The organism is Bradyrhizobium sp. 604_D8_N2_3 (assembly GCF_051810765.1).
GTDB classification, from domain to species: domain Bacteria; phylum Pseudomonadota; class Alphaproteobacteria; order Rhizobiales; family Xanthobacteraceae; genus Bradyrhizobium; species Bradyrhizobium barranii.
Window position 1 is genome coordinate 7,756,819 of record NZ_JBPWPM010000001.1, and the last position, 22,985, is coordinate 7,779,803.

Here is a 22,985-nt window from a genome sequence, read left to right on the forward strand (position 1 = left end):
GTCGCTTGCTTGACACCTCTCGTAGCGTTGGTCTCTAATCCCCAGGCAAGTCCTGAGGCTGGAGGCGAAATTTTCGCCGCCAATCAAGAATAAGGCCAACTGCTCCGCCAGGCGAGTGCCGGGTAAAGGAGCAGAGGCTAAAAATAGCTTCCTGGGAGGGAACAATGGACAGACGCCAGACAATCAAAATGCTTGGTGGTGCGGCGGCGATCGCCGGTACCGGTTTTCCGGGGTTTGCTTTTGCGCAGGCTCAAAAGGAAATGGTCACGGTCGTGAAGATCGCCGGCATTCCGTGGTTCAACGCTCTTGAAAAGGGAATCCAGAAGGGCGCCAAGGACTTCAGCATCAATGCCACCATGGTTGGACCGGCGAACGTCGATCCGGCACAACAGGTAAAGCTGCTCGATGACCTGATCGCCAAAAAGGTCAACGTGATCGGCTTGGTGCCGCTGGACGTCAAAGTGTGCGAGCCGGTGCTCAAGCGCGCCCAGGCGGCCGGCATCAAAGTCATCACCCATGAGGGCCCCGAACAAGAAGGCCGTGACTGGAATGTCGAATTGATCGATTCCGTTCGCTTCGGTGAAGTGCAGATGGAGCGTCTCGCCAAGGACATGGGCGGCGAAGGCGATTACGTGGTTTATGTCGGGACGTTGACGACGCCGCTTCACAACAAATGGGCCGACGCCGCGATTGCCTATCAGCAGAAGAATTTCCCGAAAATGAAGCTCGTCGCCGACCGTTTCCCCGGCGCCGACGAGATCGATACCAGCCAGCGCACGACGCTTGACGTGATCAAGGCCTATCCGAACCTGCGCGGCATTCTCGGCTTCGGCTCGAATGGGCCGATCGGGGCCGGCAATGCGGTGCGTCAGCAACGCCTTGGCAAGAAGATCGCCGTGGTCGGCACGGTGCTGCCGAGCCAGGCGAAATCGCTCATCGCGGATGATACCATCCGCGAAGGTTTCCTGTGGAATCCCACCGATGCAGGTTACGCCATGGTTGCAGTTGCCAAGCTCGTGCTTGATGGCAAGCCAATCACGGATGGCGTCGATGTTCCCGGCCTCGGCAAGGCTGCGGTCGATGTGGCCGGCAAGCAGATCAAGGTCGACAAGATCATGCGGATCAACAAAGAAACCATCGACGGACTGATCGCCGGAGGACTCTAGAACTACACCAGTCCCAGCCGCCTCGTCGCGCTGCATTCCCGGCTTTCCGGCCGGGAATGCGATCCGCGTCGAGGCGATCGCTTGACAAGCGGTCCCATTACAGGACGAAGCCTTGACGACTTTCCTGGAGATGTCCGGCATATCAAAGCGTTTCGGCGGCGTGCATGCGCTTCGCGACGTCGATCTGACGCTGGAGGTCGGAGAGGTGCATTGCCTTGTCGGCGAAAACGGATCCGGCAAGTCGACGCTGATCAAGATCATTTCCGGCGTCGAGGCGCCGGAACCAGGAGGCCGGATCGTCATTTCCGGCAAGGAGTACCCAAAACTAAGCCCGGTCTACTCCACCCATTGCGGCATTCAGGTCATCTATCAGGATCTATCGCTATTCTCCAACCTCACCGTCGTCGAGAACATCGCCATGGCGCACCATCTTGGCGGCGTCCACACGGTGAACTGGTCCTCTATGCGGGCCATCGCCATGGCCACAATGGCGAAGGTCGGCATTGAGGTCGATCCAGAAACAAAAGTCTCCGAACTCAGCATTGCCGGACGCCAGCTGGTCGCGATCTGCCGGGCCTTGGCGGCGGATGCCAAACTTCTTATCATGGATGAGCCGACGGCGTCGCTGACCCGCCACGAGGTCAACACCTTGATCAAGCTCGTCAGCGACCTGAAAAGAAGCGGTATCTGCGTCGTATTCGTGAGCCATCGCCTCGACGAGGTGCTTGAGATTGCCGAACGCGTGACGGTGTTGCGGGACGGCGCCAAGGTAGGCACCTTTGCCGCAGCGACCATCGACGGCAGCAAACTCAGTCACCTGATGACCGGGAAGGCTTTCGAGTATCAGAAACAGGTGCCCGACCTTGCCGTGGGTGCCGTTGTTCTCGAAGTCCAGGGCCTTACCCGCGATGGTGACTACGACGATGTGAGCTTGCAATTACGCGCCGGAGAAGTCGTGGGCCTTACCGGATTGCTTGGATCGGGCCGAACCGAGCTCGCACTGTCGCTGTTCGGCATGAACCCACCCGATCGAGGCACCATGGCGCTTGACGGCCACCGCATCGCGCTGAACACGAATGCAGACGCGATCCGTCGAGGCATCGCCTACGTATCTGAGGACAGGCTTACACTTGGCCTCATCCTTGACCAGTCGATCACCTCGAACGTCACGCTGACTGTGTTGGAACGTCTCGCTGGCGCGTTCGGCCTGATTGGCGCACGCGCGCGGCAAAGCCATGTTGCGCGATGGGTCGCCGAACTCGGAATCAAGGTCTCTGATCCCAACAACCCGGTCAAGACGCTCTCCGGCGGCAATCAGCAGCGGATCGTGCTCGCCAAATGGATGGCGACCAACCCGCGGGTGCTTATCCTCGATAGCCCAACGGTCGGTGTCGACATCCGCGCCAAGGATGGGATTTATGAGATCATCCGGCGGCTGGCCCGCGAGGGCGTCGCAGTGCTGATGATATCAGACGAAATCCCCGAGGTGCTTTATCACAGCCATCGCGTGCTGGTGATGCGCGAAGGGCGTTTGACTACTGACGTGATGGCCGCAGACACCTCCGAAGATGCGCTTCGGCAGGCAGTCAATGCCTGAATCGCGGTTTGCTTCATTTGGCAGGTTTCGGCGCAGCCATGAGTTCTGGCTGTTGATCGTGATCCTCGTGCTCTGCGCCAGCCTGGGCGCGGCGAACGGCCAGTTCCTGACCATGCAGAATCTGTTCGACCTGCTGACCTCCTACGCATTCGTAGGCATCCTCGCCCTCGGGCTGCTCGTGGTGCTGATCGCCGGCGGAATCGACATCTCCTTCACGGCGACGGCATCGGTGGCGCAATATGTCACGCTTACGGTGGCGAACGCATACGGCGCGAACTGGATCTGCGTTTTTGCGATCGCGATCGGCATTGGCGGTGCGCTCGGCGCCCTCAACGCGATCTTCATCCAGAAGCTTCGGATACCATCAATCATCGTGTCCGTCGCAACGTTGAACATTTTCTATGGGCTGCTGATTTTCTTCACGGGCGGTAAATATATCTATTCGTTACCCGACTGGTTCGCGACCGGGATATTCTGGTTCGAGTTCGATTGGGGCAAGGATACGTCCTACGGCGTCAACCTGCAGATCCTCGCGCTCGGGTTCTCATTTCTCTTCACCTGGCTCCTGCTCAATCGTAGCAATATCGGTCGTCAAATCTACGCCATGGGGGGCAATACCGATGCCGCGCAGCGACTCGGCTTCCATGTCTTCGGCCTCAACATGCTGGTCTATTGCTACATGGGGGTCATGGCCGGTATCGCCTCACTGGTCCAGGCGCAGCTTGCACAGTCCGTCGCTCCGACGGTGCTGGTGGGCAAGGAGCTCGATGTGGTTGCAGTCGTCGTGCTCGGCGGCGCCAGCCTGATGGGCGGCGTCGGCACCGTTCTCGGCACGTTTCTGGGGTTGGCACTGCTCGCCATCCTGCAGAATGGAATCATTTTGCTGGGCGTTTCGTCCTACTGGTCGCCATTTTTTGTCGGGTTGGTCATTCTGATCTCGGTCTCGGCAACAGCCTGGTCGCAGCGAGAACGGCGGCCCCGGAGCGCGCGGCCATGAGAAATGAGTCCACCCTCGCCCTTCGCGGACGCCTGATCCGTTTTGCCGGCAGCGGGACGATCGCAACCCTGATGCTGTTGTTGGTCGCGCTCTGGTTGGTGTTCGCCATTACCATCGGCGACCGGTTTTTCTCCGTCAACACGCTGCAATCGATGGCCTTCCAGATGCCGGAGCTCGGCATCCTTTCGCTTGCGATGATGCTGGCCTTGTTATCTGGCGGCCTCAACCTTTCCATCATCGCCACCGCTAATCTCTCCGGACTGACCATTGCCTTCCTGCTGACGCACTACATTCCGGGCACTCAGGGCATTGCCTGGGCCGGCGTACAGGTGCTGGCGATTGCGGCAGGGTTTGCCGTCGCGGCGCTGGTCGGCCTTGTCAACGGATTTGTCATCGCCTATCTCGGCGTTTCGCCGATCCTCGCAACCCTCGGCACCATGACACTCTGCAAGGGACTTGCGATCGGCCTGACGCGCGGCAATGTCATCTCCGGATTTCCGGAGCCCATTGTTTTCATCGGCAATGGAACGGTTCTCGGGGTGCCTTTTGCCCTGATCGTGCTGGCGCTCTGTGCGTTGCCGGTCGCGCTCATGCTAAACGCAACGCCCTTCGGGGCAAGGGTTTACATGATCGGCTCGAACGAGAAGGCAACCCGCTACTCCGGCGTCGATACCCGCGCCGTCCTGCTCAAGCTATATGTCCTCTCGAGCCTGCTCGCCGGTGTCGCAGCGGTCGTCATGCTGGCACGTTTCAATTCAGCCAACGCGGCATATGGCGAGAGCTATCTGCTCGTCACCATTCTTGCAGCAGTGCTCGGTGGCGTCGATCCATTTGGCGGCTTTGGCAAAGTCGGCGGATTGCTGCTTGCGCTGATAATCCTTCAGGTGATCTCCTCGGCGTTCAACCTCCTCAATCTCAGCCAGTTCCTCACTCTGGCGATCTGGGGTGGCATCCTGATTGCCGTTGCTGCGGTTCCTCATCTGGGCGGCAAAGCGCCCCGGTAGACAACGATGACAAGATCGGAAGCCTCTCCCCGGATCGCGGTTCTCGACATTGGCAAGACGAATCTGAAACTGCTGGTCGCGAGTGAGGACGGCTGGCCGCTCGAAACACTTTCGATCCCGAATGTGCCGACCACGGCAGGACCATACCTCGCCTATGATCTTGCCGGGCTGGAAGAGTGGTTCCTCGACACTTTGGCCGTGGTGACGCAACGCCACACCATCGGCGCGGTGATCGCGACCGCGCATGGGTGTGGCGCCGTTCTTGTCGAAGGTGACGAGCCAGTGCTGCCGATGATGGACTATGATGCGGTCTCGCCGCCTGAGATCGACCAGGCCTACGCCCGGATTGCGCCTGCCTATGATGAAGTGTTTTGCGGTATCAGCGGCGCGATGCGGCTCGGCAAGCAATTGCTCTGGCAGGAAAGCGCATATCCCGCCGAATTCGCCCGCGCGAAAATCTATCTTACGACTGCGCAGTATTTCGCCTTGCGGCTCGGCGGGTGTGCTGCAAGTGAAATTTCACAGCTCGCGGCTCAGAGCCATATCTGGGACCTTTGCCACCATCAGCCTTCCTCCCTGATGCGCAAGCGCGGCTGGGACCGTCTTCTGCCGGAGCGGGCATCCGCCGGTGCGGTGCTAGGGAGGGTTTCGGAGGCCGTAGCCAAGCGTACCGGCCTGGCGCGCTCGACCGAAATCCTCTGCGGCGTGCATGATTCCAACGCCAACCTGTTCCGCTACAAGGCCGCCGGCATGGCCGATACCTCGATCCTATCAACCGGCACCTGGATGATCGGCTTTCAGCGCGGCCTCGCGCTAGACAAGCTCGACGCCACACGCGGCATGGTGCTCAATATCGATGTCGACGGTGAGAACGTACCCTCCACGCTGATCGCGACAGGCCGCGAATACGACTTGATCAGCAGAGACCACGACGCTTCTGATGCAGCCGTCCTCACCGCATTGCCGAGTCTACTGGCCCTTGGAACCCTGGCACTCCCCTCCTTCGTTGGGGATGACGGACTGTTCCCCGGTGCAGCTCACCGCGGACGCATTATCGGACCGCGGCCCGAGACGCCAGCCGAATGGCAGGGGTTGGCAGTCCTCTACGCCGCATTCAGTGCAAACCGCTGTCTAGATGCGCTTGGCAGCTCGAAACACATCGTCATCGACGGTGGCTTCGCCGCCAACCTGCCCTTCGCGCGCGCTCTGGCCGCGTTGCGGCCATCGCAGAGCGTCTCGGTGAGCCAATCTCGGGATGGAACGGCGCTCGGCGCGGCGCTGCTGTGGCGGAGATTTTCGCGTACGATTCCGGTTTCGAGCGTGGTGCTTGAAGCTGTCACGCCGCTCGGCGAGGATGAGTGCAAACGCACCCTTTCCGCCGCCTATCAATCCTGGATTTCTTTTTCGGAGCACCCATCATGACAGACCGCAATCATGCCGATCTCCGCCAGGGCATCGTCGATACCTGCAAGGAGATGAACCGAAACGGTCTCAACCAAGGGACTTCCGGCAATCTTTCGCACCGGATTCCAAACGGCATGCTAATCACACCGACAAGCTTGCCCTACGAGCACATGCGGCCAGAAGACATTGTCGCGATGGATTTTGCCGCGAATTACCAGGGCAACCATCGCCCTTCTTCAGAATGGCGTTTTCATCGCGATATTCTGCGAGCGCGGGACGACATAAACGTCGTGCTTCATACGCATTCCACCTTCAGCACCATTCTCGCCGTGCACGAGCGTGGCATTCCCTGCTTCCACTACATGGTCGCGGTAGCCGGTGGCAACGATATCCGTTGTTCGCCTTATGCCTGCTTCGGCACACAAGCGCTGTCGGATTATGCCGTCGATGCGCTCGAAGGACGAAATGCCTGCTTGCTCGGCCATCATGGCTTGATCGTAACGGCGCAGACATTTGAAAAGGCGCTTTGGCTTGCCGTGGAGGTGGAGACCCTGGCGAAGATGTATGTCCACGCGCTGGCGATCGGCGAACCTCCGCGCCTCAGCGAGACCGAAATGGCACAGGTCCACGAACAGATGAAACGCATGGGCTACGGCCAGGCGCCCGATCTTGACGACGTCGGTGATGTTCCACGCGCCATGCCTCAGTCGAAACTGGCGCCACATTGACTCAGAGTGTCGTTGAACGCGGCTAGTCTTCTCTTCGCTAAGGAAACTTGCAAGCAACTCTACCAGCCGCTGGTGATCAAGCGAAAATTGTCAGACAGCGAGCCAATATCCCTTGTGAATATCGAACTTCACGGCGCCGTCGTCACGCATCTTCAACAAGAGCGATTGGCAATCGTCCTCATGCTTTATGTTCACGCGCTTCATGATTTCGAAAACCTTCAGAGGCTTTTCGCCAAGGGCAATCAGAATCTTTTCTCGATCAGTCATTGGGGCTCCTTGTATCGGCATCGGCGACGGTACGCGCTGTACCGATCGTCTGCAACGGCCGCGTTCGCTTGACGAGGTCCGTTCCGGGTCACCAGGCCCGAAGCTGCCGCGCCAATACAACAGCACGGAGCGTGCTTCGCTACCCCCAGCGCGACGACCACACCGGATACGTGCTCTTTTCGTTCGTGCACGGCCCGCGAGGGTGTCAGGCAAGCTCGCCTGCTGATGAGTGGGAGGTGACAGCATCCACGATCCTTGCCTTTCCGGTCGACGGAAGCGGTTTCCGCATTTGATGATGAAGTCGGACATCTCCGGTAAAGCGGAAGTCAGCCATAACGCCAATTATGTCGGCTGAGGGCCATGAGCAGACGTACTACGCTCGTTCAACGCGGATCGAACTGTGCGCCTTCCAAAAGGTACCGAAGCGCTCACCACCGGCTTCGTTTCGCCCATATTGCCTCACCAATAAGGCAGGATATTCGCGGCTCCCTTTCGGTCACCGAAACGATCCGGTCCCTGGGCACGCCGCCGGCAACCTCGAGCACGAGCTTTGTTCGGATCGCCTCCTTGAACCCATCACGGCTTCTGATCGTCACCATAAACGAGCCTGACCCGCCAATCACACAATCCTCGTAATAGAGATCGAGGTCGTCGATGTCCATTTGCGACGGAAGCCTTCCTTCGAGCATGATCGGCAATCCGTTGATGGTAATGCCCCTTGCCAGCGCCGCATCACGTGCGATGGTAACTGGGCTTCCGTCGTTGTTCACGCCATCGCCGGAAACGTCGATCACACGCCGCAGTCCACGATACGGATCCGCATCGAACAGCGGCAATGCGAAATTTATCGCGCCAGAGATCGAGGTGCGTGAGCCCGTGCGAACCGGCGCTTTCGCGATTTCCGCCGCCACCACAGCTGCAGATTCGCGGCTGTCGATCAATCTCCACGGCACGATGATTTTCTGATCGTTCGGTCCAGACCATTCCACATAGACCAGGGCCAACCTTCGGTTCGGCCCGGCCTTGAGCGCCTGGAGAAATTCGTTGGAAACGATGGCCTCCGCGTAACCCTCGCGCTGAAGCAAAAGCTCGCCAGGATCCATTGAATAGGAGACATCAACAGCAAGAACGAGTTCGACATCAACCGATGGCTGCTCGCTGCCGGCAACCACTCGGTACCCCGAATTGAGGGCGGCCGTGTTGGCGACTTCACCTCCGGCGATCACTCCGGCGATCAATGCCGCTGCGATGGAGACACGATGAAGCATGGTGGCCTCGCTGCTGGTTCCTCTTCATGGTGGCAGAAACGCCGCTGCCTGATCGATCGGTCCAGTGCCGGGTGCGGATTGATGCGAGCGCGCGAAGACGAACCGAGATGTCACATGTATTTCGGAGGCGGCTTTGCCGTCCTGGCCGATGAGGATCAATCCGGCGCCGCCATTTGCTACATTCAGAACCATCGGCTCGCCACTCCACGTCTTGATTGGCTCCATTCCGATGATGAGAAATTCGCCGATAGGCTGGTCAAGATATTGGATGCGCAATTGCGGACCGACTTCGGCTGCCGCGAGTTCGAAGCCGAGCTGTCGAGCACGCGCGTAAACATCGGCCAAGGTCACAGTATCGGACGTGAATCCAAGCTGGGCTGGCGATACGAGGACAAGCTCCACGTCTGTCGTGCGAGAGCCAAGCATGAATGTCGGTCGAGCAAGTATTTCAGCGGCCTGCCCACCGATACCGCAGCCCATGCCGTCCAGTTTATTGCGCAGTCCAAGCGGATCAGCGAAGGTACCAATGGTGATGGTCTTCCATGTCGCCACATCGCGGCCGGACTGAATGAGTTGCTGGGACACTTCGGCGGGGCGCGTCTTGAGCTTCAGCTGGTTTTGCAAGACATCGCGAGCCGTGCATTGAGCCCGCGCTGGATTGGTTGCGAACTGAACGATGCAGGCCGCGCACAGTATCGCCACAACGAAGTAACGGCTGCCCCGGCGCGCGCGCGAATGACGGTCGACTCCGCCGCAATGCGCCCTTCCCGCTGTGATGGCTATCGAAAACCTCTTCCGCATTTGCAATCTCGCGAGAAGAAAGAGACCACCGTTTACTGTTGCGCACTGGACACACACTTCGCGCCCTGTGAGCGCGGTGCAGCTTTCTCGGCATCGCGTTATTCGGTTACCGCGGGCTCAGGGCAGCGGCTCTCCGGTTGTCAACGTAGTGCAGGTCTGCGGGAAAACCGTACGAAAAGGCACGATAAAGGACGAAATCGGGCTCTGCCGCTGCCTTGAGACGCACTTTCCGGTCCGCTAAGATCAATGGCGGGAGGTGTGCGCATGACCTGCCTGCGGCTGAACGGATACACGCTCAATTTGGATCAGGCGCAGTTATTTGACCGGCACGGCCAGGCCGTTGAGCTGCGGCCTCAGGCTCTGGCAGTGTTGCTTGAATTGGGGCGCCGTCCCGGAGAGCTGGTTACAAAACTCGATCTCGGTGCGCGAGTGTGGCCGGGCGTTTCGGTCACCGACGACTCGCTCGTGCAATGCGTGGTCGAGATCCGGCGCGCGCTCGGTGACAGCCGGCAGCAAGTCGTGCGGACGATGCCACGACGTGGTTACCTTCTGATCGTTGACGCAGCCGACACGGCGCCGCGCGATGTGCGAAGATTCTATCGCCTGGCCGCCGCTCTTGCGATGGTGGCAGTCGCGATCGTGCTGGTCTGGCAACTTCTACTGCTCGGCGCCGGCTCCGGGCCCCCCAAGGTACACAACAGGATGGTGGCCGACGTTGCGGTTCTACCCCTGCGCGTACTCAACACCTCTCAGGAAGGCAGTCCGGACGGCAACGGATTAGCCTACATGATTGCCTCCGAACTTGCGCGCAACCCCGACCTGCACATCGTCTCAACCCTCGCCACAGCCGAGCTTAGCGGCAAGAACCTGTCGCCGGCCCAGATCGCCGCGATGACCCGCGCTCGCTACCTTGTGGATGGCAGCGCAGAGAGACGCGGCGACCGGCTGCAGCTCCACGTGCAATTGATCGATTCCGGCAACAACCGCATCGTCTGGAGCGGCCGGTTCGAGCCCACTGCGCAGGACCTGCCCGACGTTACTGAAACGTTGATCTCTCGGATCAGCGCCTCGCTTGGTGCAACCGTGCGCGAGTCGGACCGGGCGGCGTTACGGAGCCGCGCGCCGGCCTCGCTTGATGTGCATGCGCGCGTGCTGCGCACGCTTGCGCTGACCATGGCACCAAGTTCCGAGAGCCTCCGCCAAGCGCGGCAGGAACTCGAACTGGCGGTCCGCCTTGATCCGAACTACGCGCCCGCGTGGACGGGACTCGGACTGGTGAAGAAGATGCTGATTTTTGGCCATCACGATCCTGGGCTCAGTCATCAGGACTTGCCGCAGGCGATCGCCGACGTCAGGCGCGCGATTGCGCTGGACCCGCTGCGTGCCAGTTCGTGGCGAGTGCTTTCCTTAGTAACCGACGCAGGTCAGGACCCTGAGTCAGCGGTGAGCGCGGCCGAGCGGGCGATCGAGCTCGGCCCTGGCGATCCGGACAACTGGGTCGTCCTTGCCGGTGCATTGCATTATGCCGGTCGAACCCAGGCAGCGATTGAAGCCTTCGAGAAGGCGATCTCCTGGAACCCGGTACGCCCAGCACACTACGCGCTCTACGGGGCAAGGCTGCGCTATTCCGTGCAGGATTACGAGGATGCGCTGCGTTTCGCCCGCGAATGTATGGATCGAACACCTGCGATAGGTGTCTGCAAGGCGGTCTGGCTATCGTCGCTTATTCGTACCGGCCATGCCGCCGACGCCGAGGCGGCGTGGCCCGCTTTGGTCGCGGCCGCACCCTCTTTGCAGACGTACCGGATGACGCCGCGGAATACGCCGATGGCTCTGGCGGTTGATGAGGACCTCGACAGACTTCGCAAGAGCAACACCTCGGCAATGGCCCAGTAAAGCTTCAGGCGCGTGAACCTGATGTGATCATTCCAAGTTGGCCTTTTTCGGCGCAGAAGAGGCTTCGAGGCTGTTCCGGATGGAGTGATCCGCGTCGCTTTGCCGTTTGAGGCCGGTGTCAGCTCGTTCTAAGGGCCGCCAACAGGCGACGTCCAGAAGCTACCAACTGAAGTGGCCTTTATTCAACTGTCTCTCTTCAATTTCGACATGACATCATCTCCGCCCGTGAGAACGTATCGAAGCGCGTACCCGATCAGCCAAGACGCCGCCGCTAGGCCCAGGCCAACCATTGCTAGATAGATGTTGATTCGATCCCAGGCGAAGCCAGCCGCAATAAGCGTCATCCATGCTTGCTCTACCGCCCAGAAAAACCTGTAGAGGACATCCCCAAGTGTAGTTGCCAAAATCACCTCCTGCAGGAGTATGAGTCCGAAGCAGTCTTCATTTTGTGGCAGCTTTCTTTCGGCGAGGTCGGCTTAGGCTCCGCCATTCGCGTACACTCTAGCTAAAGGTAAACTCGCTAAATTGTAGTATCAGACAAAGTTCAATTTCCTCGTTTGCGGTTCGGACACGGATCGACTTCCTGCTCGCCGAGAGGTCAGGAAAGTATTCGTTGCCGAAAACCGTGCCGCCGCTCGCCGGCACCGACCTGCCGCCGGTGCATGCCGCGCCTGCGCGCGCCCAGGTGCTCTTGGCGGCCGAGGGGATGCGACGCAGATCGCGCGCTGCTCGAACTGTGGCTGGACGATGCGGTAGCCTGATGAGGCGTTCGCGAATTTGTGTGCGTGTCAGTCGCGGAGCTCGCCATCAATATCTGGACTCTCCGGTTCCACGCGCCATAATGAGGCGATGGACGGGATATCTAAAACCTTAAATTGTGCGCGTTGCGGCAAGCCGCTAGTCCTGATAGCGCGACCGGATGGCAAGGGCCCACTCCGGCCGACATGCTTGCATTGCGAGGAAGCCGATCCGATCACGTCGCCCGAGGTCGCCAGGTGGTTTGCTGGGGAATTGCAGCCGCCGAAGGGATAGGCCGTGAGGATCGCTGCCATGGCCGCGACTGCCGCAGAGTGCCGAGCTTGAGATGCTCGGGGACGACCGTCGTTGGCCTCAATTGTGTCGACAAATTACGGTACTGATTCGCCAGTGAGCCAGCGTCTCGCAATCGGTTGGTCCTTTGGCCTCTGAATTCACAAGTCACCGACGCGAGTGGCGTGCAATGGGGCCCGGCCCAGCCGGGCCTTTTGTCCTTTGTGAATTATGTGCACTCACTGCACCCTGGGCCCACCGCGCCGCATCGCGACCAAGGACCCTCGTTGGCGCGAACTCACAAATATTTGGCCTGAACTGCCAAGATACAAACTGCCCTTTTTACTATGGCGACCCAGTTGGCCCAACGCACGGGGTGCACTTCGACCGGGGATCGATGACCAATGCGTGTCTTTTTTAGTTGCTTGTTTTGCGGGGCGCTTCACAGCGCTATCCAAATAAGGCGGCCGGTCGTGGCAAGCGGGCGCTTCGATTGCAAAGCGTGCGGGCAGACACTGCATCGATGGTGGGCCGTATACGACTTTACAGATTGGAAGGGGCCGTTCGACCAGTAGCGGGCGCGGCCAATCCGGGTCGCCGCACCTTGCCGGCCCCGCTTAAATGCGCCTATGCCCGTCCTCACCCGCCGGCGCGATCCGCACCGCAGCGATTGCTGGCACATCCACTCTGACGACATCACGTCGGCAGCATAGCAAAGCCGTCGGAAACCCCAGACTCGTCCGAGGTTTGGCAATGGCAGTGCGGCTTCTATCCCGGCTCGAAGCCCGGCGAGCACTGCAAAGGCTCGGCGCCGTCGTTCGAGGCGGCTCCCGTGCGGCGTTCGAGGTGGCATGGAGCGAATATCTGCCCAAAAGCACAGAGGCCAATTTCCGGGCCTCGCGCGTTCATGAGGCGTGGACTCGCGAGAAATACGCGCGCTTTGATTGCGGCGAACGGATACCGTCGGACTGGCGTCAGCATGGCTGAATCCGATGGTTGCTTACGCCGCTTTGACACTCGGATCGTGCTGCCCAGCGGCACCGAGCTCATCACGTTGCCCGATGCGATCCGGCACTTCAGCGAGACGGTGCCAAAACGCGAGCACAAGCACCCGCGCGTACTTCTCGCCGCCACCGCGCTGACCGACGCCGCCGAGGGCCGAACCGCGCAGCGATTGCCTCGGATACCGCTGCGCACCTCCTATCGTCCGCATCTCAACATATCCTCGGATTGTCGCCATTGTCGCAAATGCGACCGGGCACGCCCCGGACCGACGGACCGAACCATATTGGAATGCCCTCCCAGACAATCCAGCAGCCGCCGGGGCCGGTATTGAATATATGACAGGGCTTGCCGTACACCGTGATGCGCGTTGGCCCGGCTGCGAATTTCTCGCGAGCCACGGCGGTCGTTGTAAGGACGGTGATCGCGATCAATCCAGTCGCCAAGAACTTGATTGTGGTCATCGAGCTTGTCCTTTTGACCCTTGATGGGGGCTGCGACCTTAGCCTGTTTCCTGGGCCAGTGGAGGACCGGATGCGCTTGCTCGTTCGCATCCTGCCTGACGAAGCTCACAGTAGGTAACGGCAAGGACCTATTTGCCCAATCGTCGCAAAGAGTGGCGTTTGGCGCCGGAACGAGGACAAGAGCAAGACGCCCCGGCTCTGTGATTTATTGGGCCTCAAGCGCTTCACGCCGCACGATCTCCGCCGAACGGCGCGCGTCGGCGGTCAAGGCGTCAAGTAAAGCGCGAGCCACGCCAGTCGATTAGACTATTAGGCTCGTAAAGAAGGGCTTGGTTATCTCGACGACCGAGGGTTCTCTCTCATCAGGAGTGGCGGCGGTGACAAACTCGCTTTTGCAGTTAAAGCAGCGCCAAAGGTCATGGATTTCTTGGGCATTGACGCGCTCACGCCACTCTAGATGGACCAACCCAGAACCACATTGAGGGCATTTTTCTGGATGGGGCGTCGAGAAGATTGATGCCATGTGGAACCTCCCTCGTTTTCGGCGCAGCGTACGACTGTCTGGGCACCTTGGAATTGATCCACAACAAACAATTTGCCCATTTGTCATCGCCGGGCGGCTTCCAGGTCCGGGACCGTCGAGTGCTGGCGCGCGCCCTCCGCAATCGGGCCTTGCCAGTTGGTACCTTGCCAGTTGGTACACAAAGGGCGGCGATGTGGCGCATGTCGAATACGGAAGCCGTGATCTTCATGGGTTGGAACGCCCAGAGCCCGCAAAAGGTTAGATAGATTGCGCACCATCGCGGCGGCCTGGCCGCACGCTGGATTGGAGGCAGCACATGAAAATCGTGGACGAAGACGGCGAGATCATCGCAACAGCATCCGATGACCATACTTTAATCGGCGGCCACCACCGCCTCGCAGTGGCGGCCAGCCTCGGTAAAAGACTGTTCTGGCGAGATACCGGCGAACCAGTGAAGCTTGATAACTTCTTCAAGCATTATGGAAGTTCTCTTCGACATACAGCCTGAGCCGCTCGCCGAGCGTACGTTGTTCGGCGCATCGCAACAACGCCAACGAGGATTTTTGCCATCGCGCATTCCTGGTTTAATTTTTATGCGGTCCCGTACACAAAGGCGGCGCGCGATGTGGCGCAAGTGCGACAATCGATCACCCCCGGTTTGGCCCTGGTCTCCGAGGGACCCCGGAAAGCAAATAGGGGCATCGTTGGTTCGCGTCTGACCGCTCTTGCCATCAGCCCCGCTCCATTTAAGCTCTCCCTCCCTTTCCCACGCGCCGCTGGCGTGATCGAGGCGGTCGAGGCGGTGCGGCCGGCGGCACTGGCGCAGAGGCGATGCCGCAACGAAGGTTCGAGCGAAAGAAATCAACTGCGACATCTGTCGCAGTTGGGAAGCGCACGGGCAAGAATGGTAACGCCCGCAAGGTGCCGGTCGAGCGGCGCGCCTTGGCCGCCTGGGTCGAGCCTGTGTCACGTCGCGAGATCTGGTCACTTCAAATGACCAATTGCGCGGGCCCGCCGCCGATCTATCAGGTCTGCCTCTTCACGATTTCAAATCCGTTTGCGTGCAATTCCAGCAGTATGCCCTGTGCCAAGTGCGTGCACTCTTCAGACTTGATCCAGTGCGGACTTCTCCAATCCGGGTCGTCTTCCTTTGGGTAACTGGTGAAGGCGGAGCGAATGGCGGCTTCGATCACGTCGATGGGATTGTCCGACATCTGCATCCCTCACGCATTTGGCGAAATAGATCAAAATCCTGGGAATTAAAGAACAAGCCCAGCCGAACACTCACCCGGCGGCCCTCTCCGTTCAGAAGAACGTCACCGCCATCAATGGTTTGATCTAGGTCAACGCTGTGCCTCGGGCTCAGGCACGTGAACGGATCGCACTAAATTTAACGCGGTATGATGAATTGCAAATATATTCATACGGCGCGGTCGCGCGGTCCCGGCACTTGCCTCTGGCCCTCACAAAGGACCCGGAACTGCACCAATGACCGCACCCGGCGCGGCGTCACTGGGCCAGAGAGGGCTGCGGTAATGCCGAGAGCGGTCGTCGGCAGGCGGTCGCCATCGTTTCAAGCGCCCGGCAAATCAGGAGGCGAAGCCGCCGGTACCGCCGCTTTGACCTCCGCCAGCGCCGCTTGCAAGGCGGCTTCCTTAGTGTGGTCGAGAGAAGTCTTTAGCACCGTGCCGCCTTCGCCTTTTAGCCTCTCAAGAACCTTGTCTGCCGTGACTTTGCGCACCAGTACGAAGAGCGCTGCGGTTCCGGGTTGAACGGCGGCAGCGGTCTCTTTCATCCATTTATCGTTGATGCCGACATCCGTTAAATATCCGCTGAGTGTGCCGGACGCGACGCCAAGGGCAGCACCAGCAAGCGGCATCAAAAAGATCAGGCCAATCAGCGTGCCCCAAAAGGCGCCAGTAGCCGCACCAGCAGCCGTGGTATTGATCAGTTGATTTAGTTTGATGTTTCCGTTGCTGTCTTTCACCGCGATCACGGCATCGCCGAGTTCGATCAAATACTCCTTCTGCATGGCCAGCAATTTTTGACGAACTTCCTCCGCCTTCGCCTCGGTTGGAAATGCAATTACGACAAGGTCGCTCATCTGTTCTGCTCCTCTACTCGAACGATTGCTGCCCATGCGAGAGAGGATGCGCCCGGTCGCGCGGGACAGGCAAGCCGCTACGGATAGCGGATGACGGCGCTCCGGGCACAACGGGAGGCGGCGGGCACACCCGGCACGGGCGGACCGGCTCGCGAGAACCGACAAGATGAGGCGTCAGGGTACGAGTCAGGAGACCGCTAACGCCTCTCCCCACACGACGCAGATTTGCGATTGCAGCAAAAAATGAGCCGCGCGCGGAAATCAGACGCCCCAACGCAGAGCTGCGGTCTGCACCGGGGCATCCCATAATGCCGTGGCTTTGCGATCGAGCACAGATACGGTGATCGAGACACCGGCCATGTCGAGGGATGTGACGTAGGAACCGGTCAGGAAGCGCGTCACCGTGATCCCCGCGCGATCCAGAGTCCGCTTTGCGGCATTGACCATCAGATAGAGTTCGATCAGAGGCGTCGCACCAAATCCGTTAATGAGAAGCAGCACTTCACTGCCCTTGCTCGGCGCAAGATCCTTCAGGATCGCGTCGAGCACCTCGGCGGCGATCGCATCGGCGGAAGCCAACGGTACCCTGCGCCGGCCAGGCTCGCCATGAATGCCGACGCCCATTTCCATTTCATCGTCGGCCAACGTGAAATTTGGCCGTCCGGCGGCCGGCACAGTGCATGGCAATAGAGCTACACCCATCGAGCGCGTACGCCGGTTGACTTCATCGCCGAGCGCCTTGAGCGCGGCAAGCGGCATTCCGGTCTCGGCAGCGGCGCCGACCATTTTCTCCACGATCAACGTTCCAGCGACACCGCGACGACCGGTCGTGTAGGTCGACTTTTCGACCGCCACGTCGTCGTTCGTCACCACGCTTGCGACTTCTCGGCCGGCCATCTCGGCTGCCATGGTGAAATTCATCACATCGCCTTCGTAGTTTTTGACGATGAACAGCACACCTGCGCCGGTGTCGACGGCCTCCGCAGCCTCGATCATCTGATCTGGCGTCGGCGAGGTGAAGACCTGGCCAGGACAAGCCGCGTCGAGCATGCCCAGGCCGACAAAGCCCGCATGCAGCGGCTCATGTCCCGAGCCGCCTCCCGAAATCAGCGCGACCTTGCCCGGTTTCAACGTGCGACGGCGCACAAATTTGCGCTCGGCGCCGAGAAGCAGGATATCCGCGTGCGCTGCGGCGAGGCCGTCAAGACTTTCTTCGAGTACAGTATCGGCGCTGTTGATCAGCTTTTTCATGAGCGTTCTCCCAGTCCGGTCTAAAGTTCGATTCAATGGCTAACCGACGCTTTCCGCAAAGCGCGCGAGCTGCGCGGCTAAATCCACGATGAGCTGCTCGAGCGCACGATTCTTCTTGTCGTCACCAAGTTCAGGAACGGTCACGGTAATGACACGCGTGCGCGCTTCGCGGTGGGGTGCGCGCAGTCTTCCGGGGTGCGCGCGGCCATACGCATCGAGAAATGCCGCACGCTCGGCGCTGGACGGATGGCAGACGTCGAAGATGACCGCGACATGCTTCGCCGGGATCGGCACCAGATAAGCCGGATTCGTGATTTGACTCACGAACGAACGATTCTTGCCCAGCGCCGCCGCAAGCTTCAGGCGCGTCCCCGAGGGCCGATTGTCGAGTACCTTTCGCAGGATTATTTTGTATTCTGCGACATTCTTGTCACCGGGCGTGTCCTTGCCGACATCGTCCTTCATGAACTCACCTTTGCGATTGCGGCCTTGAGCCGTGCGACGGCAATCGGCGACACAGACAGAGTTGTCAATCCGGTCGCGAGCAGCGCCGCCGTCAGGTGAGTGTTGGCCGCGGCGTCGCCACAGAGCGAAACCTCGACGCCACGCTTTAGCCCAGCCTCGACGGTCGCGGCTATCAGTGCCAGCACAGCCGGATTGCTGGTATCATTGAGGTCAGCGACTGCGCCGATGTCGCGCGCCGCCGCCATGGTGTACTGGGTTAGATCGTTCGAACCGATGGAATAAAATGCAGCGCCAAAATCCGCTGCACAGAGCGCCGCCGCTGGAACCTCGACCATAATGCCGAGCGGCGGGCGAGCACAGGCAACTCCTTTCGCTTGGAGGGCTGTGAACTCCGCGTCAAGTATTTCGTTCGCGCGGTCCAATTCCGACGGGACCGCAACCATGGGCAACATCACTTTCAGCGTGCCATGGACAGCCGCACGGCAGAGCGCGCGGAGCTGCATGCGAAACACCTCCGGCCGCGCGAGCGAGAGGCGGATACCGCGGAGGCCGAGAAACGGATTGCTCTCACCTTCGACCGTCAAACCGGGAACCTGCTTGTCTCCGCCTGCATCCAAGGTCCGGATCGTCACCGGCTTATCTTGGGCCCAGACGAGAATGTCTCGATAGACCCTGTATTGCGTTTCCTCGTCCGGCAGGCCGTGGGCCGCCTCGAACAGGAATTCCGTGCGTACAAGGCCGATGCCGTCGCAAATTGCGGAATCAAGGTTTGCAAGGTCTTCAGGCCCGGCGACATTGAGCAGAACCGCTATCCGCCGACCATTGGCGACGAAGGCAGGCGCAAGGCTGGTCTCCTCGGCGACAGCCAGTTCGGCCTTCGCAGCCGCCATACGCAGCTCAAAGAGACGGATGGTCTCCGGCTCCGGATCGAAGATGACCCTTCCGGCGTCGCCGTCTACCAGCGCCAAGACTGGTGGCTGTCCATGCCACGACAACGGACCTAATCCAACGACCATCGGCGCCCCGCGCGCACGCGCCAACATGGCGACATGCGAGGAAGGTGAGCCACTGGCCAGCGCGATCGCGCCGCCTTGCGACCAGTCAGTCGCAAGAAAGGTCGAAGGCGTGATATCTTCAGCCGCAACAATCGAACCGCCCGCGATTCCGGCGACAACATCCACACCGCCCAGATGCGCAAGCACGCGATCGCGGATGTCAACGATATCAACGGCCCGGGCACGGAAATATTCATCTTCAGCCGCGCGATAGCCGGCGATCTCTAGGTCGAGCGCCCGGCGCCAGGCATGGTCGGCAGCGATCCCGATCGCGATAAGTTCATATGCCGTATCTGTGAGTGCATCGTCTTCCAACATGGCGGCCTGGAACTCCAGAATGTCTGCCGCCTCACTCTGAATCGTCTTGATCTGCTCGGCGAGTTGCGCCCTCGCCCCCCCAATCGCCGCCCGCAGCGCTGCAGCCTCCTGCTCCGGATCCTCGCTCGCCATTCGCCCCGCCACGGCCGCAGTCAGCACGGCGACCGGCCCGAACGCGAGGCCCGGCGATGCGGCACGGCCGATAAGTTGGATCTCTGCCACTGCCGTTAAGCCTCACCAAAACCGTCATGCACAAGCGCAAGCATGGCAGCAAGCGCCACCTCTCCGTCCGGTCCGGCGACCCGGAAATGCAGCGTCGCCCCCTGCGGAGCTTTTACACGCATCACCTTCACCGGACTCTTGGCATCCGTCCAAGGCCCGTCTCCAGAGAGGGCGAGTTCGATCTTTGCGGCAAACCTCTTCGCACACTGCGTGAGCTTGACCGACGGCCGCGCATGAAGTCCGACCTTGTTGACGAGAACCGCCGAGGCGGTCAGCGGCACCGACGTCTCACCTGCCCGGCTGGCGTGGGCATCATGCATAGAATTCCTCCGCGCTACGCTTGACGGCTGCGAGCGATGAGCCACCCGAGGATTCCGTCGCTGCAATCACCGCTCCTTCGACCACCGGAGCATTGCAGACGACGACGCGCGCCCTTCGATCTTCAGCCAACATTTCCACCGCCATCTCGGAATTTGTCTCCGCTCCACCGAGATCAACGAGCACAGCCACACCTGCTGCGGACCACGCCGCCTCGATCGCCTCCAGGATTCCAGCAACATTCGTGCCGAGCCCTCCATCGACATCGCCGCCGGTCCAGGCGAGCGGCACCGCATTGCCCACCATCTGGCGCACCATATCTGCCGCGCCTTCCGCTATCTTGGGGGAATGTGAAACGATAACGATTCCGACATTGCCGCCATTTGGATTGTTCATGACCTTGCCTCGAATTCCAATACTTTGACTGCAGCCCCGATCAACAGGGACGTTGAGCGCGAACCGGGGTCCATGTGACCAATGGAGCGTTCGCCGAGAAAAGAAGCCCTGCCGCGAATAGCGAGCATCGGCGTCGTGCGATCGGCCGCCTGCACCGCTTCTAACGCAATCGCCCGCGCATCGCCGCCTGCAGCCAATACCGCTTGCACGGGCACCAGGACATCCAGCAAGGTTTTCTGTCCTGCCTCCGAGCGTCCGCGCGCCTTTACGGCATTGATTGCCATATCCGTAGCCGCGACAAACTCCGCGCGTGTTGGCTGCTCTGGAAGCGCCTTGCCCAACTCCATGAAGAAGGTGCCAACCAGCGGCCCAGAAGCTCCGCCAACCTTCATGACCAGCGTCATTCCGATCGACTTCAGCATTTCTGGCAGAGACTTGTCCGCAAGGCCGGGCAACGTCGCGAGCACGGCCTCGAAGCCGCGTTTCATGTTCAGCCCATGATCGCCGTCACCGATCGCCTGGTCGAGGCTGGTCAGTTCGTCGGCGTGCTGGATCACCGATTCCGCAAGCGCCCGCACCAGATTCTCCCTAGAGGTCCGATCGAGACTCATGCCGCGACCCTCCCGCCGGCCGCATCGAAGAACAGCGGCCTGTTAAGGCGTAGCGACACGACGTCGCCGACGTCTAACCTCGCCTCAGGGTCCGCCAACGTCACGACAGGTTGGCCACCGAGATCGAGATGGACATGGCTCTGGTCGCCGAGATGTTCGACCCGCGTGACGGTGGCCGACACGTCCCCGCCGCTGCGTGCGATCGCCAGGTGCTCGGTACGAGCGCCAATCGTCTTAACGCCGGGCGGAACGCCGGCAAATAGAGTTGCCGGCAGCAGGTTGATCATCGGCTGGCCGAGCCGGGCAGCGACATAGGCGTTGACCGGGTTCTCGTAAATTTCGCGCGGCGTGCCGATCTGCATCAGCCGCCCGGCCTCCATCACGCCGATGCGCGATGCCATGGTCATAGCCTCGGTTTGATCGTGGGTGACGTAGAGGATCGTCGCGCCGAGATCGATCTGGATGCGCTTAAGCTCCAGGCGCATTTCACCGCGCAGCTTGGCATCGAGCGAAGAAAGCGGCTCGTCCATCAGGTAGATCGAGGGCGAGCGCACCAGAGCGCGGCCAATCGCAACGCGCTGCATCTGCCCGCCCGACAACTGGGTCGCCTTGCTGTGGAGCTTGGCCTCGATATGGAGAAGACGCGCAACCTGTTCAACCTTTGCGCGAATTTCGGCCTCCGGCAGGCGCCGAGTCGGCGCGCGTAGCGCAAAGGCCATGTTCTCGAACACGGTCAGATGCGGGTACAACGAATATTGCTGGAATACGAAGGCGACGTCACGATCCGCCGGCGCATCACTGGTCACATCGCGTCCGTCGATGCGGACCGAGCCGCTGTCGGGCGCCTCTAATCCGGCAACGAGACGCAGCGTCGTTGTCTTGCCGGCGCCGGTCGGCCCCAGCAACGCAACGAATTCGCCATCTCCAATGGTGAGGGACAGATCGACGACGGCTTGCGTCTTGCCAAACGCCTTGGAGACCGCCCCGATCTCGACGTCAGCCATGCTTGCCTCCCTCGTGCAATGCGGTGCGTATTGCCCGTCCCGACCCCTGGTCGAAGAGCGACAACGTATCGGGCCGAAAATCGAGCCCGACATTCATCCCAATCCGAAAGGGCATGCTGGCGGGCGAGCGGGCCTTGAGAGCGCCGTAAGGCGTCGTCACCGTCACGATCTGCGTCGTGCCGAGATATTCCGACCCATAGATCTCGCCCCGCACCATGCCGCTATCGGAAAAACGCACATGCTCGGGTCTGACGCCCAGGACAAGGTCGCTCTCCACCAGAGCCTCGCGTGCGGTGGGTATCGCAACGTCGCGATCCCCGAGCCGGATCGCCTGCGCCCCGGCTTGCAGGCTGCCGCGAAACGGCAGGAAATTCATCGCTGGAGAACCGATAAAGTCCGCGACGAAGAGCGAAACAGGCCGGTCATAAATGTCGCGCGGACTCGCAATCTGCTCGACCACGCCGTTGTTCATCACCGCAATCAGGTCCGCCATTGCCATGGCCTCCAGTTGATCATGCGTGACGTAAACGGTGGTCGCGCCAAGCCGGTCATGCAGCGCGCGCAATTCCTGGATCATCGCCTCGCGCATCTCGGTATCGAGCGCTCCGAGCGGCTCGTCCATCAGGAAGCACTTCGGCTTGCGGACGATCGCCCGCCCAAGCGCGACGCGCTGACGGTCGCCGCCGGTGAGGGTCGAAACCGACCGATCAAGGAGGTGGGAGATACGCAGGATCCGAGCGGCCTCCACCACGCGCCGGTCGCACTCCGCGGCTCCGATGCCCTCGCATTTAAGCGGAAAGCCGATATTGCGCCGGACATTCATGTGCGGATAGAGCGCAAATAGCTGGAAGACGAAGGCGATATCTCGCGCCGAGGCACGGTTCATCGTCACGTCCTCACCGTCGAGCCTGATCGTGCCGGATGTCGGCAATTCCAGTCCTGCAATCATCCGTAGCGTTGTCGTTTTGCCGCAGCCGGACGGCCCAAGCAGACAAAGGAACTGTCCGTCATCCACCGTAAAGCTCGCGCCCTTGACTGCGTGAAACTCTCCAAAGGATTTGTTGAGCGCTTCGACCCTGATCTGTGCCATCGAGC

Annotated in this window: 21 protein-coding genes; 8 read left to right on the forward strand and 13 right to left on the reverse strand. The window is 60.5% G+C overall.

Annotated features, from left to right (window positions below):
- Window positions 1-164: 164 nt before the first annotated feature.
- From AB7245_RS37245 to AB7245_RS37270, 6 genes are all read left to right on the forward strand, one after another.
- Entirely contained in the window at window positions 165-1,166 is a 1,002-nt protein-coding gene (locus AB7245_RS37245; protein ID WP_028150067.1) for an autoinducer 2 ABC transporter substrate-binding protein, read from the forward strand.
- Between the two features lie 112 nt (window positions 1,167-1,278).
- A complete protein-coding gene (locus AB7245_RS37250; protein ID WP_085399576.1) occupies window positions 1,279-2,763 on the forward strand; it encodes a sugar ABC transporter ATP-binding protein in 1,485 nt (494 codons plus the stop codon).
- Window positions 2,756-3,760 (forward strand): ABC transporter permease, encoded by a 1,005-nt coding sequence (locus AB7245_RS37255; protein ID WP_439035778.1) that lies wholly within the window; start codon window positions 2,756-2,758, stop codon window positions 3,758-3,760. Before AB7245_RS37250 ends, AB7245_RS37255 begins: the two co-directional genes overlap by 8 nt.
- Complete coding sequence (locus AB7245_RS37260; RefSeq protein ID WP_028150070.1) at window positions 3,757-4,764, forward strand: ABC transporter permease; 1,008 nt, start codon at window positions 3,757-3,759, stop codon at window positions 4,762-4,764. The genes AB7245_RS37255 and AB7245_RS37260 overlap by 4 nt, the downstream gene beginning before the upstream one ends.
- 6 nt (window positions 4,765-4,770) lie before the next feature.
- Window positions 4,771-6,186, forward strand: a complete 1,416-nt coding sequence (locus tag AB7245_RS37265) for an FGGY-family carbohydrate kinase (protein WP_085399575.1) — start codon at window positions 4,771-4,773, stop codon at window positions 6,184-6,186.
- Entirely contained in the window at window positions 6,183-6,896 is a 714-nt protein-coding gene (locus AB7245_RS37270; protein WP_085399574.1) for a class II aldolase/adducin family protein, read from the forward strand. Before AB7245_RS37265 ends, AB7245_RS37270 begins: the two co-directional genes overlap by 4 nt.
- 90 nt (window positions 6,897-6,986) lie before the next feature.
- Here AB7245_RS37270 and AB7245_RS37275 read toward each other — a convergent pair whose 3' ends face one another.
- The 3 genes from AB7245_RS37275 to AB7245_RS37285 form a co-directional block, all read right to left on the reverse strand.
- Window positions 6,987-7,163 carry a hypothetical protein gene (locus AB7245_RS37275; protein ID WP_166102911.1) on the reverse strand — a complete coding sequence of 59 codons (177 nt, stop codon included), beginning with the start codon at window positions 7,161-7,163 and terminating at the stop codon, window positions 6,987-6,989.
- A gap of 428 nt (window positions 7,164-7,591) precedes the next feature.
- Window positions 7,592-8,431, reverse strand: coding sequence for a DUF1194 domain-containing protein (locus AB7245_RS37280; protein WP_085399573.1), 840 nt, complete (start codon window positions 8,429-8,431; stop codon window positions 7,592-7,594).
- Window positions 8,432-8,455: 24 nt separating this feature from the next.
- The gene (locus AB7245_RS37285) at window positions 8,456-9,232 is read right to left on the reverse strand and encodes a hypothetical protein (protein ID WP_085399572.1); all 777 of its coding nucleotides are present in this window, start codon (window positions 9,230-9,232) and stop codon (window positions 8,456-8,458) included.
- Between the two features lie 264 nt (window positions 9,233-9,496).
- Here AB7245_RS37285 and AB7245_RS37290 point away from each other — a divergent pair, with 264 nt between their 5' ends.
- A complete protein-coding gene (locus tag AB7245_RS37290) occupies window positions 9,497-11,128 on the forward strand; it encodes a winged helix-turn-helix domain-containing tetratricopeptide repeat protein (RefSeq protein ID WP_161495776.1) in 1,632 nt (543 codons plus the stop codon).
- Window positions 11,129-14,462: 3,334 nt separating this feature from the next.
- On the forward strand, window positions 14,463-14,654 hold the full coding sequence (locus AB7245_RS37295; RefSeq protein ID WP_028150075.1) for a hypothetical protein: 192 nt from the start codon (window positions 14,463-14,465) through the stop codon (window positions 14,652-14,654).
- A 517-nt stretch (window positions 14,655-15,171) separates the two neighbouring features.
- Here the strand turns inward: AB7245_RS37295 and AB7245_RS37300 are convergent.
- The 10 genes from AB7245_RS37300 to AB7245_RS37345 form a co-directional block, all read right to left on the reverse strand.
- Window positions 15,172-15,360 carry a hypothetical protein gene (locus AB7245_RS37300; RefSeq protein WP_223153873.1) on the reverse strand — a complete coding sequence of 63 codons (189 nt, stop codon included), beginning with the start codon at window positions 15,358-15,360 and terminating at the stop codon, window positions 15,172-15,174.
- A gap of 359 nt (window positions 15,361-15,719) precedes the next feature.
- Window positions 15,720-16,250 carry a DUF1269 domain-containing protein gene (locus AB7245_RS37305; RefSeq protein WP_028150077.1) on the reverse strand — a complete coding sequence of 177 codons (531 nt, stop codon included), beginning with the start codon at window positions 16,248-16,250 and terminating at the stop codon, window positions 15,720-15,722.
- A gap of 261 nt (window positions 16,251-16,511) precedes the next feature.
- Window positions 16,512-17,501: a dihydroxyacetone kinase subunit DhaK gene (gene dhaK, locus AB7245_RS37310; RefSeq protein ID WP_085400593.1), complete on the reverse strand. Its 990-nt coding sequence runs from the start codon at window positions 17,499-17,501 to the stop codon at window positions 16,512-16,514.
- Between the two features lie 39 nt (window positions 17,502-17,540).
- Entirely contained in the window at window positions 17,541-17,966 is a 426-nt protein-coding gene (locus AB7245_RS37315) for a hypothetical protein (RefSeq protein ID WP_038932448.1), read from the reverse strand.
- Window positions 17,963-19,561, reverse strand: coding sequence for a phosphoenolpyruvate--protein phosphotransferase (ptsP, locus tag AB7245_RS37320; protein ID WP_063981219.1), 1,599 nt, complete (start codon window positions 19,559-19,561; stop codon window positions 17,963-17,965). Before ptsP ends, AB7245_RS37315 begins: the two co-directional genes overlap by 4 nt.
- Window positions 19,562-19,566: 5 nt before the next feature.
- Window positions 19,567-19,881, reverse strand: a complete 315-nt coding sequence (locus AB7245_RS37325) for an HPr family phosphocarrier protein (protein ID WP_028150081.1) — start codon at window positions 19,879-19,881, stop codon at window positions 19,567-19,569.
- Complete coding sequence (gene dhaM / locus AB7245_RS37330; protein ID WP_028150082.1) at window positions 19,874-20,275, reverse strand: dihydroxyacetone kinase phosphoryl donor subunit DhaM; 402 nt, start codon at window positions 20,273-20,275, stop codon at window positions 19,874-19,876. Before dhaM ends, AB7245_RS37325 begins: the two co-directional genes overlap by 8 nt.
- A complete protein-coding gene (gene dhaL / locus AB7245_RS37335; RefSeq protein WP_063981217.1) occupies window positions 20,272-20,886 on the reverse strand; it encodes a dihydroxyacetone kinase subunit DhaL in 615 nt (204 codons plus the stop codon). The genes dhaM and dhaL overlap by 4 nt, the downstream gene beginning before the upstream one ends.
- Window positions 20,883-21,890, reverse strand: a complete 1,008-nt coding sequence (locus AB7245_RS37340; RefSeq protein WP_354080112.1) for an ABC transporter ATP-binding protein — start codon at window positions 21,888-21,890, stop codon at window positions 20,883-20,885. Before AB7245_RS37340 ends, dhaL begins: the two co-directional genes overlap by 4 nt.
- On the reverse strand, window positions 21,883-22,980 hold the full coding sequence (locus tag AB7245_RS37345; protein ID WP_063981215.1) for an ABC transporter ATP-binding protein: 1,098 nt from the start codon (window positions 22,978-22,980) through the stop codon (window positions 21,883-21,885). The genes AB7245_RS37340 and AB7245_RS37345 overlap by 8 nt, the downstream gene beginning before the upstream one ends.
- Between the last annotated feature and the right edge of the window lie 5 nt (window positions 22,981-22,985).

Coding starts and splice junctions, on each gene's coding strand:
- AB7245_RS37245 (WP_028150067.1), top strand. CDS start 165: ATGGACAGACGCCAGACAATCAAAATGCTTGGTGGTGCGGCGGCGATC.
- AB7245_RS37255 (WP_439035778.1), top strand. CDS start 2,756: ATGCCTGAATCGCGGTTTGCTTCATTTGGCAGGTTTCGGCGCAGCCAT.
- AB7245_RS37260 (WP_028150070.1), top strand. CDS start 3,757: ATGAGAAATGAGTCCACCCTCGCCCTTCGCGGACGCCTGATCCGTTTT.
- AB7245_RS37265 (WP_085399575.1), top strand. CDS start 4,771: ATGACAAGATCGGAAGCCTCTCCCCGGATCGCGGTTCTCGACATTGGC.
- AB7245_RS37270 (WP_085399574.1), top strand. CDS start 6,183: ATGACAGACCGCAATCATGCCGATCTCCGCCAGGGCATCGTCGATACC.
- AB7245_RS37275 (WP_166102911.1), bottom strand. CDS start 7,163: ATGACTGATCGAGAAAAGATTCTGATTGCCCTTGGCGAAAAGCCTCTG.
- AB7245_RS37280 (WP_085399573.1), bottom strand. CDS start 8,431: ATGCTTCATCGTGTCTCCATCGCAGCGGCATTGATCGCCGGAGTGATC.
- AB7245_RS37285 (WP_085399572.1), bottom strand. CDS start 9,232: ATGCGGAAGAGGTTTTCGATAGCCATCACAGCGGGAAGGGCGCATTGC.
- AB7245_RS37290 (WP_161495776.1), top strand. CDS start 9,497: ATGACCTGCCTGCGGCTGAACGGATACACGCTCAATTTGGATCAGGCG.
- AB7245_RS37295 (WP_028150075.1), top strand. CDS start 14,463: ATGAAAATCGTGGACGAAGACGGCGAGATCATCGCAACAGCATCCGAT.
- AB7245_RS37300 (WP_223153873.1), bottom strand. CDS start 15,360: ATGTCGGACAATCCCATCGACGTGATCGAAGCCGCCATTCGCTCCGCC.
- AB7245_RS37305 (WP_028150077.1), bottom strand. CDS start 16,250: ATGAGCGACCTTGTCGTAATTGCATTTCCAACCGAGGCGAAGGCGGAG.
- dhaK (WP_085400593.1), bottom strand. CDS start 17,501: ATGAAAAAGCTGATCAACAGCGCCGATACTGTACTCGAAGAAAGTCTT.
- AB7245_RS37315 (WP_038932448.1), bottom strand. CDS start 17,966: ATGAAGGACGATGTCGGCAAGGACACGCCCGGTGACAAGAATGTCGCA.
- AB7245_RS37325 (WP_028150081.1), bottom strand. CDS start 19,881: ATGCATGATGCCCACGCCAGCCGGGCAGGTGAGACGTCGGTGCCGCTG.
- dhaM (WP_028150082.1), bottom strand. CDS start 20,275: ATGAACAATCCAAATGGCGGCAATGTCGGAATCGTTATCGTTTCACAT.
- dhaL (WP_063981217.1), bottom strand. CDS start 20,886: ATGAGTCTCGATCGGACCTCTAGGGAGAATCTGGTGCGGGCGCTTGCG.
- AB7245_RS37340 (WP_354080112.1), bottom strand. CDS start 21,890: ATGGCTGACGTCGAGATCGGGGCGGTCTCCAAGGCGTTTGGCAAGACG.
- AB7245_RS37345 (WP_063981215.1), bottom strand. CDS start 22,980: ATGGCACAGATCAGGGTCGAAGCGCTCAACAAATCCTTTGGAGAGTTT.